The sequence below is a fragment of the Blastococcus sp. TML/M2B genome (genome assembly GCF_016612865.1).
In the GTDB taxonomy this organism is placed as follows: domain Bacteria; phylum Actinomycetota; class Actinomycetes; order Mycobacteriales; family Geodermatophilaceae; genus Blastococcus.
The window spans coordinates 131993-149705 of sequence record NZ_JAENZZ010000002.1; the positions used below are offsets into that span (position 1 = coordinate 131993).

The following is a 17713-nucleotide window of genomic DNA, read 5'->3' on the forward strand; positions in this document are numbered from 1 at the left end:
CAGATGAAGTCGCCTCTTCGGGGAGGGGCGCCATCCCGACGCCGATCGGCTCGAGAAGGAGGCCCTGGCCCGGGGACAGGCACCTCAGGAGGCGCGGGCGGTGGGAGCCCTGGGGCGGGCCTTCTACGTCTTCGCTCCTCGAGCCGACGGCTTCCGAGCCCGCTGCGCGGAGGAGTTCGCCGCCTTCAACACTGCCCGCGGACAGCCGGCCACAGCCCCGGTTCCGGACGACGACCGAGCGAGGATTCGCAGCGACCTGGCCCGGGCCATGTTCGCCGAGGCCTACGGCCGCGCACCGCACGATGCCCGCGAGCTCTCAGGGTTGCTTGCCCGGGTCTCGCGGCCGGCGACGACGGCGGTGGCCGGCTACGACCTCACCTTCTCCCCCGTCAAATCCGTATCGGCGTTGTGGGCACTGGCCCCGCGGGCGGTGGCCGAGCAGATCGAGGCCGCCCACGCCGCCGCGGTCGCCGACGCCCTGGCCTGGCTGGAGGAGAACGCGTGCTTTACCCGGCTGGGCACCGACGGGGTGCGACAGGTGGAGACCACCGGGTTGATCGCCGCGGTGTTCACTCACCGCGACTCCCGCGCCGGCGATCCCGATCTGCACAGCCACGTGGCGGTGAGCAACAGAGTGCAGACCCGCGACGGGCTCTGGCGGGCGCTGGACGGGCGGGTGCTGCACAAGGCCGCCGTCGCCGCCTCCGAGCGCTACGACACCCGGCTGGAGGCGCACCTGGTCACCCACTTGGGGCTCCGGTTCGCCGACCGGCCTGGGCCCACCCCGGGACGGCGGACGGTGCGCGAGATCACCGGCATGGAAGAGGGACTCCTGACGGCGTGGTCGTCGCGGCGTCAGGACATCGACGTCCGCCGCGCGGTGCTGGCCGACGGTTTCCAGCGCGACCACGGCCGGCCGCCCACGGCGGTGGAGGCGATCGCGCTGGCGCAGCAGGCGACGTTGGAGACCCGCGGCCCCAAGCACGAGCCTCGCTCGCTCGCCGAGCAGCGGGCCACATGGCAGCGGGAGGCCGCCGCCGTCCTCGGCGGCACCGACCGCATCATCCGGATGCTCGGCCGCGTACTGGGCGCGCGCGGATCCCCGCACCCGGGGATCACCGAGGCCTGGGTCCGGTCGGCCGCCGTCCGGGTGCTGGACACCGTCTCTGCTGCGCGGGCCACCTGGCAGGTCTGGCACGTGCGCGCCGAGGCCGAGCGGGTGGTGCGGGCCGCCGCCCTGGCACCGGACGACGTGGACGCCGCGGTCACCCGGGTCACCGAGGGGGTGCTCTCCCCCGCCCTGTCCGTTCCGCTGGGTGAGTCGGATCCGGTGGTCGAGCCGGCGGAGATGCGCCGCTCGGACGGGGCCAGCGTCTACACCGTCGCCGGTGCCCGGCTCTACACCAACGAGGCGGTGCTGGACGCCGAGGCGCTGCTCCTGGGAGCCGCCGGCCGCCGCGACGGACGACGTGCCGATCCGGCCACGGTGGAGCTGGCGCTGCTGGAAGCCACCGCCAACGGCGCCGAGCTCAATCCAGGCCAGGCGCAGTTGGTGCGCGAGCTCGCGGGCAGCGGCGCCCGGGTGCAACTGGCCCTCGCCCCGGCCGGCGCGGGCAAGACGACCGCGCTGGCGACCCTGGCCCGCGCCTGGACCGCCGGCGGCGGAACGGTGCTCGGCCTGGCGCCCTCCGCCGTGGCCACCGCCGGACTGCGCGACTCCGTGAGGGCTCCGTGCGACACGCTGGCCAAGCTCATTTGGTGCCTCGACGCCGGGCAGGCACCCGACTGGGTGGCCGGCATCGGGCCGACCACGCTGGTGGTCGTCGATGAGGCCGGCATGGCCGGCACCCGCGAGCTGGCGCGCGCCGTCGAGTACGTCCTGGGGCGGGGTGGATCGGTGCGGCTGGTCGGCGATCACCAGCAGCTGACCTCGGTCGCCGCCGGCGGCGTGCTGGCGGAGATCGCCGCCACCCACGGCGCGGTCACCCTGACCCAGTTGGTGCGCTTCACCGACCCGGCCGAGGCCGCGGCCACCGTCGCCGTCCGGGACGGCGACACCCTCGGGCTGGGCTTCTACCTGGACTCCGGCCGCGTGCACGTCGGGGACCTGGCTGCCTGCGCCGAGCATGCCTACACCGCCTGGGCCGCCGACGCCGCCCGCGGTCTGGACGCACTGCTGCTGGCCGCCACCCGGGACCTGGTCACACAGCTGAACCAGCGGGCGCGGGCCGAACGGCTGGCCCGCGTTGCCTCCTCCCCGGGCGCGGAGGTCGAGCTGGCCGACGGCACCCGCGCCGGGGCCGGGGACCCGGTCATCACCCGCGCCAACAACCGGCGGCTGCCGATCACCGCCACCGAGTGGGTGAAGAACGGTGACCGTTTCACCGTCCGGGCCGTCGGCCGGGACGGCGCCCTCGACGTCGTCCACACCAGCACCGGACGGCGGATCACCCTGCCGGCGGGCTACGTCGCCGAGCACGTGCAGCTCGGCTACGCGACCACGGTGCACGGCGCCCAGGGCGTCACCGCCGACGTCTGCCACACCGTGCTCACCGGCGGCGAGTCCCGGCAGCTGCTCTACGTCGCGCTCTCCCGCGGGCGCGCCGCCAACCACCTGTACCTGACCACCGTCGGCGACGGCGATCCGCACAGCATCGTCACCCCCGCCGCCGTGTCCCCGCCCACCGCCACCGACCTGCTGGCCGGCATGCTGGCCCGCGACGGCGCCCAGACCTCCGCGGCCGGCGCCCGCCGGGCGCTGGCCGACCCGGCCGAGCAATTGCACTCCGCCGCCACCCGGTACGCCGACGCGCTGCGCGTCGCCGCCGACCACCGCCTGGGTGCCGCGACTGCAGAAGAACTGGAGAACGCCGCCGAGCGCCTGCACCCGGGGCTGACCAGCGCGCCGGCGTGGCCGGCGCTGCGCGGGCACCTGGCGCTGCTCGCGCTCACCGGTGCCGACCCTGTCGCCGTCTTGAGGACGACGGTCGAAGCGCGGGAACTGGAGACGGCGAGTGACCCGGCTGCCGTCCTCGACCACCGGCTGCCCGTGTCCGGCCCCGCTGGCCCGCTGCCGTGGCTGCCCGGCATCCCGGCGGCCCTGGCCGACGATCCGCGGTGGGGTCCCTACCTGGCCGCCCGCGCGGATCACGTCACTACCTGCGCGGCCCGTGTTGCCTCCGCCGTCGTCGAGATGACCGCGGCCACCGCACCGACCTGGGCTCAGCGACTGCTGGGCCCGGACCACGAGGCACTGCGGGCCGACCTCGCCGTCTGGCGCGCAGCACTCGCCGTTCCCGACAGCGACCGGCGCCCCACCGGACCGCCCCGGCGGCCGGCTGCGGAACGCCGATCCCAGACGCGACTCGACGAGGCGGTGACCGCCGCCGCTCCCGCCCGGGACAGCTCGGTGTGGGCAGCGCTGGCCGACGGCATCGACCCCCGCATCCGACGCGACGAGCACTGGCCGGTCCTCGCCGACCGGCTGGCCGCCGCCGACCGCGCCGGTCTCGATGCCGCCGGCATGCTCGCCGCCGTCGCCGCACGGCGTCCGCTGCCCGACGACCTGCCCGCCGCGGCCCTGTGGTGGCGGCTGTCGCCCCACGTCGCTCCGGCCACCGTGCCCGCGGCGGGCTCGGCCGGACCGCGCCCGGACTGGTGCGCCACCCTGCTGGGCCGGCTGCCCGTCGAACAGGCCGAACGCGTGCTGGCCGACCCCGCATGGCCGGCGCTGGTCGCCGCGGTCGCCAACGGCATCCGCACCGGCTGGTCCCCCGCCGACCTGCTCACCGCCGCATTCGCCGGGCTGCCACCCGCGGTGACCGGCGACGTGACCGGGCTGGCCGAAGCGCTCGTCTTCCGGGTCGCCGCCCTCACCGACCCAACCCCCGCGCAGCACCCCGAACCGCTGCCGGCCGATCTGCAGCCACCCGACGACGCGCACCTGCTGCCGACCGTGCCCGCGCCAACCACCGCCGCCGACCCGGCGGACGTGCCGCCCGGCGACGAGGACGCGCCGTTCGACCCTGACTACGACACCCATCCCCCGGCGTCGCCGCCGCGGTACCTCACGCCGGACCCGTTCACCCTGACCGGCGCGGTCGAGGCCGCCGACGACGCGGACTACCTGCTCGAGCAGCACTTCTGGGCCACCGCCGTGGTCGGCCGCGATCGGCTCATCGAGCTCAACACCCAGACCGCCGCCTTCTTCACCGACCACTACCCCGACTCCTGGGCGCCGGGCTACCTGCGCGACCGGCTGGGCACCGACCTCACCGCCGATGCTTGCTTCACCCCCGGCTACGCCTCGGCCGGCTGGACGGCGCTCGTCGACCACCTGCGTGGCCTCGGCGCCACCGATACCGAACTGGTCACCGCGGGCCTCGCCCAGCGCGCCCGCACCGGCGCGCTGATCGACCGGTTCCGCGACCGGCTCACCTTTTCCATCCACGACCTCGATGGCGCGATCGTCGGCTTCATCGCCCGCCGCCACCCCACCGCAGCCGACGACGGACGCGCCGGACCCAAATACCTCAACACCCCGGGTACCGACCTGTACCGCAAGGGCGAGCACCTGTTCGGGCTCCACGAAACCCGATCCACGCTCGCCGCTGGAGCCACCCCGGCTCTCGTCGAGGGACCACTGGACGCCATCGCCCTCACCCTGGCCGGTGCCGGGCGGACCGTCGGCGTTGCCACTCTCGGCACCGCCCTCACCGACCGGCAAGCCGACCTCCTCGGCCGCTACATCCGCACCGACGGTCCCGGCATCCTCGTGGCCACCGACAACGACCTCGCCGGGCAGCGCGCCGCCGAGCGCATCTACTGGCAACTCACCAGCCGCGGTGACGCCCCGCGCCGCCTCGCCCTACCCGAGGGGCTCGATCCCGCCGACCTCGTCCACCGCGACGGCGCCACCGGGCTGCGGACGGCCATCGACTCCTCATGCAGCCTCGCCGACATCCTGCTCGACGCCCGCGTGACGCTGGCTTTGTGCAGGCGGAGCGTTTTGGACATTCATGCGGCACTGCGCGAGGCCGGCGCGATCATCGTTGCCCTGCCACCCTGCCGGTGGCTGGCGCACATCGATCGGGTCACCGAGGCACTTGGCGTGCCACCCGGCACCGTCCACAGGGCCGTGCTCGACGCCGACTCGAACACCTCGGCGCTTAGCAGAGCCACGGCTGATCCCCCACGGGCGTCCCGCTCGATGCCCCCAACCGAGGATCCTCCGCGGGCTGCCCATACGGGACAGCCGCCGAGAGCCAACTCTCCCGACCTGCATCTCGCCCGATAGTCGGTCCCTGAAGGAACATCAGAGGTCGAACCCGACTGCAGGGCGGGAACCGTATTGAGGCGGCGCTCCGGCCCGCAGGCCGGGGCGTAGGGACGGGTCAGTGGAGGGGCGCGCCCGCCAGCCAAGCTCGAGCGGCGGCTGTGGCGTCGGCGACCAGTCGCTCGGCGATGCCCTCGGTGGTGGAGTCCCACGCGAAGTCTCAAGTACACCGGGGAATAGGGCGATCTGCTCCCAGCCCGCGCCGCCGCGCTGCGCCGCGGGTTCGCCGATCACCTAGCTGAGGAGTACCTCGGCCTCTGTTGAGGCGCGGAAGTTGTCGCGGCGCCGAAGTACCGTCCGCACCCGTGGCACCGACGAGAAGGCCTCCTTGGTCTGAAGGCGTAATCGACTCGCTGAGTGCTGTACTGGCATCGACAGAGTGGCCGGGGCTTAAGGGTTGGGAAATCGCCCGCTTGCTCGATAGCGTCCGCATCCAAGACCCCTTCCCTACGGGGACCAAGCGGCATCGGCTCTCAGCGGCACTCGTCAATCGGCAGGTGGCTGACCAGTCGAGCCATCGCCTCCTGACCTTCGTGGTTGCTGCGCTCGACCCCGCTCGCTACATCGCGGACCCCGGACGCTTCGAAGCTCTGCAGCAGGGCGTCAACGAGGTCCTGTCGATGGTCGGACTTCGCATCACCGACCAAGGCAAGCCAACCACCGCCAAGCAGGCTCGGACGCTCGACGAGGTTGCTGAGTTGGCCGGTCGGCTGCGCGGCGAGATGAACCGCCGGGGCGTGCACCCGCAGGTTCTTGCCTATTGCCAAGAGGAGCTGCTGCGACGCTCGGTCTTCCATGCCGTGTTCGAGGCGACCAAAGGCCTGGCCGAACGACTGCGTCAGATCAGCGGCAGCGTGCTCGACGGCGCTCATCTGGTCAACGCCTGCTTCGCCAAGGCCAATCCCGTCATTCGCATCAACGCTCACCGAACCTCTAGTGAGGTGAGCGAACACAGCGGCTTCGCCAACGTGTTGCGGGGCGTGTTCGGAACGTTCCGCAATCCAACGGCGCATGCTCCGCGCACCGAGTGGGCGGTCAGCGAGGCCGATGCCCTAGACCTGTTTTCGATGCTGTCGTACCTGCACCGCCGCCTCGATCGAGTGACGGTCGACCGCCGGATCTGAGCCCGGGCCGCGGCGCGGGAGGCAGCGTCAACCGACTCCCGCGCCGCAGTTGCTACTTCCCCTTGCGCTTGGCCGGGGTCTGGGACAGAGCGCTACCGGCGGCTGTCTTGGAAGCCTTCGACGTGCGTCCGTCACGCAGCACCTTGGACGCCGCCTTGGCGGCCTTAGCGCTGGTCTTGTTCTTCGCTGCCATGGTGTCCTCCAACAGGGACGGCCGTGGGGAGGGGTAGGCGCTGACGCCCCCGGCCAACAGGCCGGCGGCGGAGGCGTCAGGCCAACTTCAGCTGCTCAATCGCGACGAGGCGCGACGAGTCAGCGGGGCTTGACCGTGATGGTGACGGTTCGAGTCACCTTGACGGGCACACGGACGACCTTGGTGGTCCGCACGACACGGCGAGGGGGCACGGTCGTCTCCTTCCCGACAGCTTCTGGTCCGTCCGCCCGAGCGTGGCGCTGGCCGCGCCGAACTCGACGACTTGTAGCGTCGTGATTTCCTCCTGCCCAGAGGACTCGCGAGGCCCCGGACTGGTCCCACCCCGGACCTTCCGGGGCTTTGTGCTGTCTGTAACTAGAGGAACACGCGGACACGACAAGTTGGGCGCGACACGCTCAAACCAGCACTACATCTAGCTCTTGGACTGTACGTAGCTACCAGATGTAGGGGTTGTGGCCGGACGATCGAAGCTAGTGGCCACCACTGACAGTTTCGTCGTCGAGGGGTGAGCGGGCGCCGGCACGAGAGGGTGACGCCAAGGGAAGGTGCACCCACAACGCGCTGGCCGTAAGGGCGAGACCAGCTCGCTGTGACGCTGGGCGGGAGCTCGGTCGCATAGGGATCGACTATCGGGACGGCGGGATCTGTCGCGGTGCGTGGAGCACCCGGATGCCCTCGCTCTCGCGGTCGACGGCGTGAGCACGACTGAGCACGCGCTCGGCGTTGCCCGGCACCTTCGTTCCTCGGTCGCGCCGGTCGGTTCGGTGCTGTTGCGCCCGTGGCCCTGTGCCGGCCGCTCGGTGCAGCACGTCGGCCAGTCCGGTCGACAGATCAGCGGCCCGACCGACGACCTGCCGAAGACCGTCAAGGTCGGCGCCGCTGGCCCGCACGTGTCGTCCTGCGATCACCGCCTCGATCCGGTCCTGGGGCATGGCCTCCATGCGTGGCAGGTCTCGGGCGTTCGCGAACAGCTGGCCGGTGCGGGACCAGCGCTCGACCGCCATGGTGAGGTGGTCGGCGAGAACCGGCATGTGGCTCGCGACCTGCTGGACCGCTGCTGCCGCGTCCGCGGCAGTCCTGCGGTCGTGCTGCTCCCCTATGTCGGCGGGCGCGCCGACCTCGTTGCGCAAGGCGCGGACGAGCGCCTGCGACGACGCGACGACGCCTCCGCGGTCGTCGTGGGCTCCTCGGCGTCCGTCGTGGAAGACCATGCTGGCGCGGCCGGCGTGTTGCCAGGCGAGCCCGGCGACCAGCAGCGGTCCGGCGTCCCTTCCGGTCATGCCCGCCGCGACGGCGGCGTAGCGACTGGTGAGCTCGGCGGCGGCGACGGCGGCACGGAAGTCCCGCAGTGTCAGGTCGTCGGCTCGCTGTGCTCGGTCGAGCGCGGCCAGGAGGCCGGCGGCGGCGTCCAGGACGGTCACCTCGGCCTCTCCGGACGGCGGTCCTGGCAGGGGAACCAGACGGTCGAGCACCACGGAATCCGCGCCGGTGGGCGGATCGGCCTGCGCGTCACGCTCGATGGTGACGGCCAACTGGCGGACGACGTCCAGCTCCGGAGCTGCCGCCTCCGGCAGCAGACGGCGACCGAGCCGTGCGCAGTGGTCAGCGACCTCGGCCACCTCGACGGTGGCCGCCCAGCGGTGGGAGCGGCCCATGACCGACCGGTCGAGGCCGATGAGGTCGGCGGCGGCGCCGGCGAGATCGGTGAGCGGCCCGCCGCTGTGCGGCCACAGCCGGCCGGCGGTCGTGCAGGCGGCAGCGAGCGCGGTGACGTTGCGCTGCCGGTGGCTGTCGCCGGGGGTGAGCCCGTCCTCGGCAAGCCCGGACAGCGCCCGGCCGAGGTGGGCCAGTGCTCCGCTGACGTCCTCGATGGCCGCCACCGCCGGGCGGGCACCGGCTCGGTCGGTGAGGTCGTCGAGCAGCTGCCGCAGGGTGGTGACCACCGTTCAGCCCAGCCGTCGCAAGGCGTGGCGGGCGGCGCGCGCGGCGTCGAGGACCGGTGTGCTGGCGAAGGTGTGCTCGTCGAGGAGGCCGAGTGCGCCCATGGCTGCGCGGATGCTGGCGGCGGGGTCGCCGTCGATCAGCGGGACCGGTTCGGTGCGTCCGCCGGCGAGCTCGAGGAGCTCGGCGGCGTAGAGGCACTCCAGGGCGATGTCGGCAGGCACTTGCTCCCGGTCGGCGCCGACGGCGTCGAGCAGGGAGGCGGCGTAGCCGAGGGGGTCGCTGACCGTGTCGACGGTCATGAGGCACGTCCTCTCCTCAGGGGTTGGTTCTGTCGACGCTTGCGTCGCCGCGGTCGGCGGCGGGGGTGTTGCGGGACATCTGTGGAGGACCGACCGGGCTGTGTGTGGTCGAGGAGCGGTGACCGGTGGCAGCGCGCGTCGGAAGGGCGGCGGCGCAGTCGTCGAGCAGCCGCCAGTGCAGCTCGCGAGCGGGGTGCCGGTCGGGCAGCGGAGCGGCGGCGGCCAGCGCAGGCAGCCGGGCGGCGACGTCGTAGCCGGCGGTCGCGGCGCGGGCGAGCGCGGCGGCCAGCGGCAGCCAGTCCGGGCCGCGAACGAGGCGGGCGTCGATGACGGCCACGAGCTGCCGCCAGGCCGGGTCGGTGGCTGCGTCGTCGTCGCCGTGCCCTGGTTCGCTCTCCAGGTCGGCGGCGATCTGCAGGATGCGCGTGGCAATCGCGCGACGGCCCTCGTCGGTCGCGGCGTCGCACCAGGCGGCGAGCAGGTGTGGGGTGTGCCGGACCATCCAGGCGCGGCTGATCCGCACGCCGGCGAGCAGCGACACCCAGTCGCCGCGGTCGGACCGGAAGGCGCTGGGCATCACTTGCCTCCTGCCGCTTCGGGGGTGTGGCCGGTCGGGGTGGCGCCGAGGTCGCCGTCGAATAACGCTCGACGCGCCGCGGTCGCCTGCGGGCTGTTGTATTCGGCGGCCCAGGAGCGGGCGGGCCAGTCGGTGTGCCGGCCGGGTGGACAGCCGATGCCGAGCCGCTCGGCCAGGCGGGCGTGGAAGGCGGGCAGCGCGTAGCGGTGCCACTCCTCCAGCGCGTGGGGAGCCGCCGCGTCGGCGGCGGTGGCACGCAGGCAGGCTAGGACCGCGAGTTCGTGCACGAGATGGGGATGGGCGGGCCAGCAGGAGGGGATCGCCTGGGTGGTCTGCCAGGCGTAGCTGTGGTTGAGCCAGGCGGCGACGTCGTCCAGCCACGGCCACAGCCGGGTGCGTACATGAGCCGAGCAGGTCGCCGGGTCCCAGGGCCGGTCCAGCAGCCGTAGGCCGGCGGGGTCGAGGCCGGCGTCCTCGGCCTGCCGGAGCTGCTCGATGGCCCGGCGGATCTCCCGCGGCGGCAGCGGGAACGGCACGGCCACGTGGGAGGCGGTCATCGCAGGCCCCGCTCGACCGGGGTGAGACCCGCGCGGGCGGCCGCGGCGTGCGCGCGGCCAGTGCGCTCGACCACACTGGCGGTGTGCTCGCGAGCAGCGGCGACGCGATCGCGGGCCGAGGCCTGCGCGGCCAGCAGATGCTCGCCGCGACGTCCGGTGAGGCAGCGGGTCAGCCCGGCGATCAGCGGTGGGGCGTTCTCTGCGACCACGAGGGCCCGGCCGGGCGGAAGCTGGCGTATTTCCTCCGGGCGCAGCACGGGCACGGTTTCGCCGTGGGTGGATCGGGACCATCCGGTGCCCCGGTAGCTGTAGGAGGTGCGCCGGACCCGGGTGCTGCCCAGCAGCTCGGAGAGTTCGCGGTAGAAGCCGCCGTCCTTGCCGCCGCCGAAGACGACGAGCACGTTGGTGAGCCCGAACAGGGCGCGGGCCTCGTCCTCGCCGTAGATGAGCACCAGCTGCCGCCACGTCTGCGCGGCGTAGAGGAAGCTGATCCCGAGGGCCCGGTCGTTGGCCATACGGGTGCGCAGAGTGGGCAGCGGCGCGGTGGAGGGCAGCTCGTCCAGGCAGGCCAGCAGCGGCGGGCACAGCCGCCCGGTCGGGGCGGCGCCTGCCAGCTGCAGGGCGGTGTCGAGGACGTGCTCGGACAGAGCCGTCATCAGCGGGGCCGCCGAGGCGTAGGGATCCTCGCGGCCGAGCAGGTAGACGGTGCCGCCGGCGGCGAGCAGCGCGGCGATGTCCGTGGCCGGCCGGCCGGGCGCGGGAGTGCACCGGCGGCGGATGTCGGCCTGGAAGAACAGGGTCAGCGCCTGCTGCACCGTGGTGGCGGTGTTCCCGGCGGTGCGCGGGTCGCCGTGCAGGGCACCGTGCAGCAGCCCGTCCCAGAACGGCGCGGCGTGCGGATGGGCGCGCAGGACGTCGGCCGGCTGGGTGGCCGCCTGGGGGTGCGCGGCCCACTCCAGGACGTCCTCGATCGTGCGGCCGGTCAGCGCGGCGGCGTGCAGGTAGCCCTGAAGCACCTTGGCGGCTTCGAAGGCGTAGAAGCGGGCCGCCGAGTCGGTGGCGCCGCCGGTGACCGCACCCGGAACGGTGCCGGCGGTGAAGGCCTTGGCGCGGCGCTCGGCCGTCATGGGATCCACGCAGCCGGCGACGGGGTCCCACACCAGCTCCGGCAGTCCAGGAACCGCGCCGAAGGGGTCGAGCACGGCGACCGGGCGGTCGCCGGCCGCGCGGGCGTCGAGGGTGAGCAGCAGGTCCTCGGCCTTGGTCAGAGTGACCAGCGCCGCGCCGGGAGCGTCGAGCAGAGCGGGGGCGAGCAGGTCGAGGGTCTTGCCGGACCCCTGCGGGCCGTAGACGCCGGTCGTGCGATCGAAGGGCACCCACAGCTGCCCGGCGGCGGGGACGGTGGCGTGGCCCAGCCGCCATCCCACGTCCGTGTTCACGACGCGGCGAGGTCTGGACCGGCGAGCCGGAGCCAGATCAGGGCGGACGACGGGTCCGACCCGACGCAGCCGACCGCTGCCGAGCACGTCGGCGACCTGGCTGCGGGTGGCCATGCCCGACCGCCCGGTCAGCCATCGGTGCCCGGCCCAGGCCGCTCCCCCGCTGGCGGCCAGGAAGAGTGCGAGGGACCCGGCGATGACGGTGTACACAACCGCGGGCGGCGGTAGCGCCGCCGCCTGGACGGCGTCCAGCCCGGCGGTGGGATCGGCGGTGAGCAGGCCAGCGACGGAGGTGACCAGGGCGGCCGACCCGTGCGGCCACACCCAGCCGCCGCCGGCCAGCAGTGCCGCGGCTGCGCGGCCGGCCGGCAGCAGGAGCGCGGCGGCCGTCACCCACACCAGGGTGGCGGCGAGCGGGATCTCCCAGCTGGCGGGGCCGACGTCGGGCCGCGACCGGCCGGCGTTCATCGCCGACCGCCTGCGTTCGCGTGGTGCATGGCTTCTCCCTCGATGAAGTCCAAGCGGTTCATGCGGCATCGGAGGCGCGCAGGTCGACGCCGCGGTCGGCCAGCCACGGGACCGGGTCGACCGGCGCGCCGTCCTCGCGGACCTCGAAGTGCAGGTGGACACCGGTGCTGTTGCCGGTCGAGCCCTGGAAGCCGACCAGCGTTCCGGCGGCCACGTGCTGGCCTGCGGTGACCGTGTACGCGGAGAGGTGCCCGTAGCGGGTGATCACCCCGCCGCCGTGGGCGAGCTCGACCAGGTTGCCGTAGCCGGCCAGGCTCAAGCTGCCGTCACGGTCGCAGTAGTCGCTGGTGCACTCGGCTCGAAGCACGGTGCCGTCGGCGGCGGCGTAGACAGGGGTGTTGCGGGGGCCGGCGATGTCCACGCCGGCGTGCAGCGTTCCCCACCGGGACCCGTAACCGGAGGTGACCGTGCCGGCGGTAGGCCGGGTCCACGACCCGGCGGCCACCGGCAGTCCCGGACAGACGGCGGGCGCTGCGCCGGATGGGGCGGCCGCTGCGGCCTGGGCGGTCGGCCACAGCATGGCGGTCAGCTCCCGGGCCAGCGGCGCCCAACGGGCGTAGGCGCCGCCGGCGGCGGAGACCTGCACGGCCTGGGCCGCCTGCGTGAGCGGGATGGTCTGCCAGTCCGGCACCTCGACCAGTCGGGCGTAGAAGGCCTCGGCGGCGTAGACGGGGTCCATCAGCTCGGCGACGGTGCCCCAGCCGGCCAGCCACCTCTGCTGGAAGGTGTTGACGCTGTCGTGGTCGGAGCCGAGCCCGTCGTGCGGATAGGTGAGGCTGGTGGCGGTCACCGCCGCCTGCTCGCCGGTGAGCTCGGGGCTGCTGCCGTCGTTGGCCAGCAACCGGATGCGGGACTCCTGGTAGGCCGTGGCCAGCGCCACCGTGGCCGCGTACGCATCGAGCCCGCGGGCCGCGGCGACGTCGGCGATGATCTGCGCGTGGCCCATCTGGACGGCGTCCAGCTCGATGCCGGCGACGGCGGCGCCGGTGCCGCCGATCGAGCAGGCCGACGACCCGGTCGGCGTCGACGCCTCGTGAGCACCGACGACCGCGAGCGGGATCAGCAGCAGCGTGAGCCCCGCGAACACCGGGAGGGCGCAAGGAGCGGCGGCCTGCCACAGCCACGCCCGCACGTACGACTCCGCCGCCCGCGCCGCCGTCCCGCTCACGCCGGGCCTCCGGCGGCGAGCGCCTCGTTGGTGTAGGTCAGCCGCAGCTCCGGCCCGGTGAGGACGGTCTGCACCTTGAACGCCCGGTCCCCGACCAACCACAGCGCCCGGCCCTTGCCGGCGACCGCCCAGCCGGTGACCAGCCGCTGGGCGATCGGCGTCAGGCCGAGCATGCTGCCCAGCTCGTCGCCGACGGCCTGGTCCTGGCCGTGCAGCACCTTGACGTCACACAGGTGCAGCAGGTCGCGGGCGATGGCGACAGCCTGGGAGGTGGCGTCGCCGGCGGTGAGCATGTCCGACGGCTTGTGGGCCAGCAGGACCTGCACGTCGGCGTCGCGGCGCGACAGCCGCAGGTTGGCGTCCAGGCTCTTCATCGCCTCGGCGCCGAGGCGCATCTGCCGCCACGTCTCGTCGCGGACGACGATGCGCAGGTCACCCGGGTCGGCGATCTCCCGCATCGCCTGGCCCCAGGAGTTCAGGCAGGTCAGCGCGATGCCGACGGCCTGGTCACCGAGCGGCTCGAGGCGGGACAGCGACAGGGACTGAATCGGGGCGCGCCAGTCGACGTCGATCGACGTGTGGTCGTCGAACAGCCCGGCCAGGGAGCCCTTGACCAGGGAACCGAGCGCGTCGCGCAGGGTCCGGGTGGCGTCGAGGAAGTGCCGCCGGTCGGCGTAGCGGCAGCCGCTGACCAGCTCCGGCGGAGGCTCGTCCAAGGCCTGCCAGAGCTGCGGGATGGTGGGCTCGGTCAACCGGGTGGCTCCGCTGCGGTACCCGGTGAGCAGGCGCAGCGCCTCACCGACGGCGGTCTCCTCCACCGGGCCGAACGGCACCGCCTGGGAGGCGACCAGCCCACGGAGCAGCACGAGCCACCGGGCGAAGACGAGCGCCTCGCGGCGGCGGGCCTCGGCGGCGTCGAGTCGCTTCCAGCCGTACCCGAGCGGACCGAAGGCCAGTGGGTTGACCCGGGCGGGAAGGCCGTGGCCGATGACGAACGGTTCGACGCCGAGCGCGCGGCACAGCGGCTCGTACTCGTCCTTGGTGTCGCCGAGGACCAGGGTGCGGTAGCCGTAGGCGAGCATGCGCAGCGCGAAGGCCTTGACCGTCGCTGACTTGCCCCGGCCAGGCTTGCCGAAGACGACGACGTTCGGGTTGGTGACCGGGATGTCGTCGTCGGTGACCCAGCCGACGGGGTCGCAGTAGAACGCTCCGCCCGACAGCAGGTCGAGTCCCATCTGCGCGCCGGTGGGTGGCAGACCGGAGGTGGCGATCAGCGGCCACACCACCGGCGTCTGCTCCGAGGTCATCCGCCACACCGACAGCGGGGCGAGCGCCGCCGCCCGGCCCCGGCCGCGGCCGCGGATTCCCCGGCCGGGCACCAGCTGGGTGAACGGGCCCCGTTCACGCGGTGCGGCGTTCGCGGAGGGCTGCGGAGGGAGGCGGTGGCCGAAGTCGTCGAGCAGGACGGCGACGTCCCGACCTCGGCGGCTCCCGCGGCCGATCACCGTCGGCTCCGGCGGTCGGGCAGCCCGACGCCGAGGGGAACGGCGGCGGCGGCGAAGCCGGAGTCCTGCGCCAGGTCCAGCCGCAGCGGCACGTAGCCGGCAGCGCGGATGGAAGCATCCAGCCGCCGGCCGTGCTCGGCCACCGGCCAGGTCGCGGGGACCGTGACGCAGGCGGCGACGGCGGGGCGGACCAGGGCCCGCCCGGCCGCGAGCTTCTCGTCCGCCGCGCCGATCCGCTCGGTGTCCCGCCGTTGCCTGGCCCGCTGCCGGAAGCCCATCCGGGCGCGCAGCTCGTTGCCGGTGGTGGCACTCAGCTCCTCCCGGCCGACCAGGCGGGTGGCCCGGTCCAGCGGCATCGGGGCCAGGAAGACGGTCAGGCAGCGCCGCTCCCCCGCCACCGTCGGCACCAGCACCGGCGCCAGCGCGCCGAGCACCGCTCCCGAGTCGGGAAGCAGGACGGTGTCGGTGACCGACGCCCACGCGTCGTGCGCGTAGTGCCGCACCTCGGCCCGGGCCTGGCTGGGGCCGGCGGCAGCCATCGGCACCCCGGTCGCCAGCTGGGCGCCGTCGGCGGCGGCCAGGTCGGCGGCGATGAGCTGGCCGCGCTCACCCGGGGCGAAGCCGGTGCGGACCGCAGCGGCGAGGGCGGCGGAGTCCAGCCAGGTGACCGCAGTGCAGCCGACCGCTCCGCGAAGCGCCGCCTCCACCTCGGCCATCACCCCGTGCAGGACCCGGGCGCGGCCGTCCACACCCCCGCCGGACTCCCGCGCGGCGCGGCTCATCCGCGCCTCGCCGACGACGACAGTGAGGAAAGCCTCGGTGCGCACCGCGGCCGGGGTGAGGGTGGCCCCGAGGAGCGCGTTGATCCGGGTGGCCAGGGGTGCGGCGTCCGCGCGGGTGTGGACTCGTTCCCAGGCCGCGCGCTCGGTGCCGTCGTCGGGCACGGTGCGCACCTGCAGGGCCAGGACGTCGACCAGCTCGGTTCGGGCAGCGAGTTCGCACAGCTCGGCCAGGCCGGCGCCCATCCGGTTGCGCTCGTCCGGTTCGGCCAGGCCGATCCCGGGATGGGTGATCGACGCGACGGCCGCCCAGGTCCGAGCCGCGCAGTTCTGCACGATCACCGGGCGGGTAAACAGTTGACCGAAGGGCGGCCCGTCGTGGGTGCGGATGCCGGCCAGGACGCCCGGCAGGTCCGCCTCGGCCAGGTTCTCGGCCGTCCCGGGCGCGGCCCGGGAGCCGAACACCGTCCATCCCATGACTGCTCCGATCGCGTGCAGGAGGAGATCGACCAGCCAGCGGCCGGCCGAGCGCCCTCGGACCGGCACAAGCAGCACCGCCGCCAGCAGCGCCCACACCGGCAGCCAGAGGACGAACAGGCCCCAGGCCTGGGCGTTGAGGGCGAGCAGCGCCGGAACTCCGGCGAGGGTGACCAGGGCCAGTTGGGCGCCGGTCATCCCGAGGAACCAGCCGGAGACGTCCTTGGCGTAGTCGCCGTATCGGGCGGCGCTCACCGCGCACCGCCGTCGCCGGGTCCGTGCTCGGTCCGCGCCGCCCGGGCGGCCGGCGGATCGGTCTCGTCGGCATCGCCGAGCCCGCTGCCGTCGAGGTGCTGCGACGGCCAGGTCGTGGCGACCGGGCCGTTGCCTCCGTCGGTCCCGTGCAGACCGGGCGTCGAGCCGCCCAGCGATCGGGAGCCGTCCTCCCGGCCGGGCGGCCGCCCGAACCGGGACGGTCGTCCGGCTCCCGAGCTCCCACGTCCGCCCGTAGGCGCCCCCTTCGGTGTCGGCTGCCCGTAGTAGGGCGCGGAGTGGCCGACGCCGACGCCGGAGAGCACGTCGGCGGCCGAGGCAGCCACGCCGGCCGCCAGCCGGCCGGCGGCGGAGGTACCGGCGGTCACTGCCTGGAGTGCCCCGGCGAAGCGGCCGCTGGTCGCCGCGTCCGCCGTCGACTCGCCCTGGGCCCGGTCACCGGCCAGCTGTGCCGCGGCTCCCGAGGCGGCCACCCCGCCCGAGGCCGCGGCCACTGCGGCGCCGGCGGCCCGACCACGTCCGCCGCCGAGGTTGCTCAGTGCACCCACGGCTCCACCGGACGCGGCCAACGAGGAGCGGAGCGCGGCCCCGCTCGACGTGCCCGGATCGACGAAGGCCAGCAGCCGGAACAGCGCCAGCGGACAGATCGCGCCGAGCAGGATCAGCAGGCAGCCGACCACCGCCATGCCGATCGCGGATTCGGTGCTGGTCTCCTCAGCCCCGGTGACGATGCCCTCGGTGATGGTCACTCCCACCCCGAGCACGAGCACGGCCACCGGGGCGACCAGCAGCGCCGCCAGGAACCAGCGCAGGCTGCGCCAGAACCAGGTGCTCGAGGACTGCGCGAGCAGGCCGCCGGCCGAGATCGCCGAGGTCGCCGCCAGCACGATCAGCGCCGCCTCGCGAACCAGCATCACGAGCAGGTAGCCGACGCTGGCGGGCACCAGCAGGAAGATCGACGAGACACCCAGCACGGTGGCGACCGTTCCGTCGACCAGGTCGCGGCCCACGCTGATCGACGGGTCGAAGGCGGCCATCGTGTCGATGCCCAGCAGGCTGCGCAGCAGGGCGGTGGTCAGTCCGGAGACGCCGGTGACCAGCAACGCCGCCACGCCGACGTAGCCGGCCCACACCAACCCGAACTGCACCAGCCCGATCAGCAGCCGGCCCAGGGTCTGCCCGTCCCGGCGCACCGCCGCGGCCCCGAGCTGCACGAGCGCCATCAGTGCCGCGACGGTGGCACCGATGCCGAAGGTCACCGGATAGATCCCGGCCAGCGGGCCGTCGGCGGACAGGTCCGGGGTCGCCAGGGCGTCGATGACCGAGAAGGCCAGTCCCAGCAGCCAGAGCCCCGCCTCCCACAGCGACAACATGGCGCTGACCCACACGTCGGCCACCACCGCTCCGGCCGCCTCGCCGATCACGCAGAACGGGTTGATCGGCAGGCACGGCAGCGAGACGTCGTCCGCCGCGGGAGCTGCGGGGAACGCCACG

The 17713-nt window shown here is 74.1% G+C and carries 11 protein-coding genes; 2 read left to right on the forward strand and 9 right to left on the reverse strand.

The annotated features are described in order from the left end of the window. Positions 1–64 precede the first annotated feature (64 nt). Together mobF and JKP75_RS23820 are read left to right on the forward strand one after the other, a co-directional pair. Positions 65–5296 (forward strand): MobF family relaxase, encoded by a 5232-nt coding sequence (gene mobF / locus JKP75_RS09285; protein ID WP_304504659.1) that lies wholly within the window; start codon positions 65–67, stop codon positions 5294–5296. Between the two features lie 536 nt (positions 5297–5832). Next, positions 5833–6459: a TIGR02391 family protein gene (locus JKP75_RS23820; RefSeq protein WP_200493000.1), complete on the forward strand. Its 627-nt coding sequence runs from the start codon at positions 5833–5835 to the stop codon at positions 6457–6459. A gap of 840 nt (positions 6460–7299) precedes the next feature. Here JKP75_RS23820 and JKP75_RS09295 read toward each other — a convergent pair. Genes JKP75_RS09295 through JKP75_RS09335 form a run of 9 tightly spaced genes read right to left on the reverse strand, consistent with a single transcriptional unit; the run spans position 7300 to position 17712 of the window. Beyond that, entirely contained in the window at positions 7300–8616 is a 1317-nt protein-coding gene (locus tag JKP75_RS09295) for a hypothetical protein (RefSeq protein ID WP_200491664.1), read from the reverse strand. A gap of 3 nt (positions 8617–8619) precedes the next feature. Further along, positions 8620–8916, reverse strand: a complete 297-nt coding sequence (locus tag JKP75_RS09300; RefSeq protein ID WP_200491663.1) for a hypothetical protein — start codon at positions 8914–8916, stop codon at positions 8620–8622. A gap of 16 nt (positions 8917–8932) precedes the next feature. Further along, on the reverse strand, positions 8933–9493 hold the full coding sequence (locus JKP75_RS09305) for a hypothetical protein (RefSeq protein ID WP_200491662.1): 561 nt from the start codon (positions 9491–9493) through the stop codon (positions 8933–8935). Beyond that, on the reverse strand, positions 9493–10050 hold the full coding sequence (locus tag JKP75_RS09310; protein WP_200491661.1) for a hypothetical protein: 558 nt from the start codon (positions 10048–10050) through the stop codon (positions 9493–9495). Before JKP75_RS09310 ends, JKP75_RS09305 begins: the two co-directional genes overlap by 1 nt. Next, positions 10047–11957 (reverse strand): type IV secretory system conjugative DNA transfer family protein, encoded by a 1911-nt coding sequence (locus tag JKP75_RS09315; RefSeq protein WP_200491660.1) that lies wholly within the window; start codon positions 11955–11957, stop codon positions 10047–10049. The genes JKP75_RS09310 and JKP75_RS09315 overlap by 4 nt, the downstream gene beginning before the upstream one ends. Before the next feature lie 58 nt (positions 11958–12015). Then, positions 12016–13185 (reverse strand): M23 family metallopeptidase, encoded by a 1170-nt coding sequence (locus JKP75_RS09320; protein ID WP_200491659.1) that lies wholly within the window; start codon positions 13183–13185, stop codon positions 12016–12018. Then, a complete protein-coding gene (locus JKP75_RS09325; protein ID WP_200493001.1) occupies positions 13182–14690 on the reverse strand; it encodes an ATP-binding protein in 1509 nt (502 codons plus the stop codon). Before JKP75_RS09325 ends, JKP75_RS09320 begins: the two co-directional genes overlap by 4 nt. Then, positions 14687–16201, reverse strand: coding sequence for an SCO6880 family protein (locus tag JKP75_RS09330; protein WP_375335656.1), 1515 nt, complete (start codon positions 16199–16201; stop codon positions 14687–14689). The genes JKP75_RS09325 and JKP75_RS09330 overlap by 4 nt, the downstream gene beginning before the upstream one ends. After that, positions 16198–17712: a hypothetical protein gene (locus JKP75_RS09335; protein ID WP_224499422.1), complete on the reverse strand. Its 1515-nt coding sequence runs from the start codon at positions 17710–17712 to the stop codon at positions 16198–16200. Before JKP75_RS09335 ends, JKP75_RS09330 begins: the two co-directional genes overlap by 4 nt. Position 17713 lies beyond the last annotated feature (1 nt).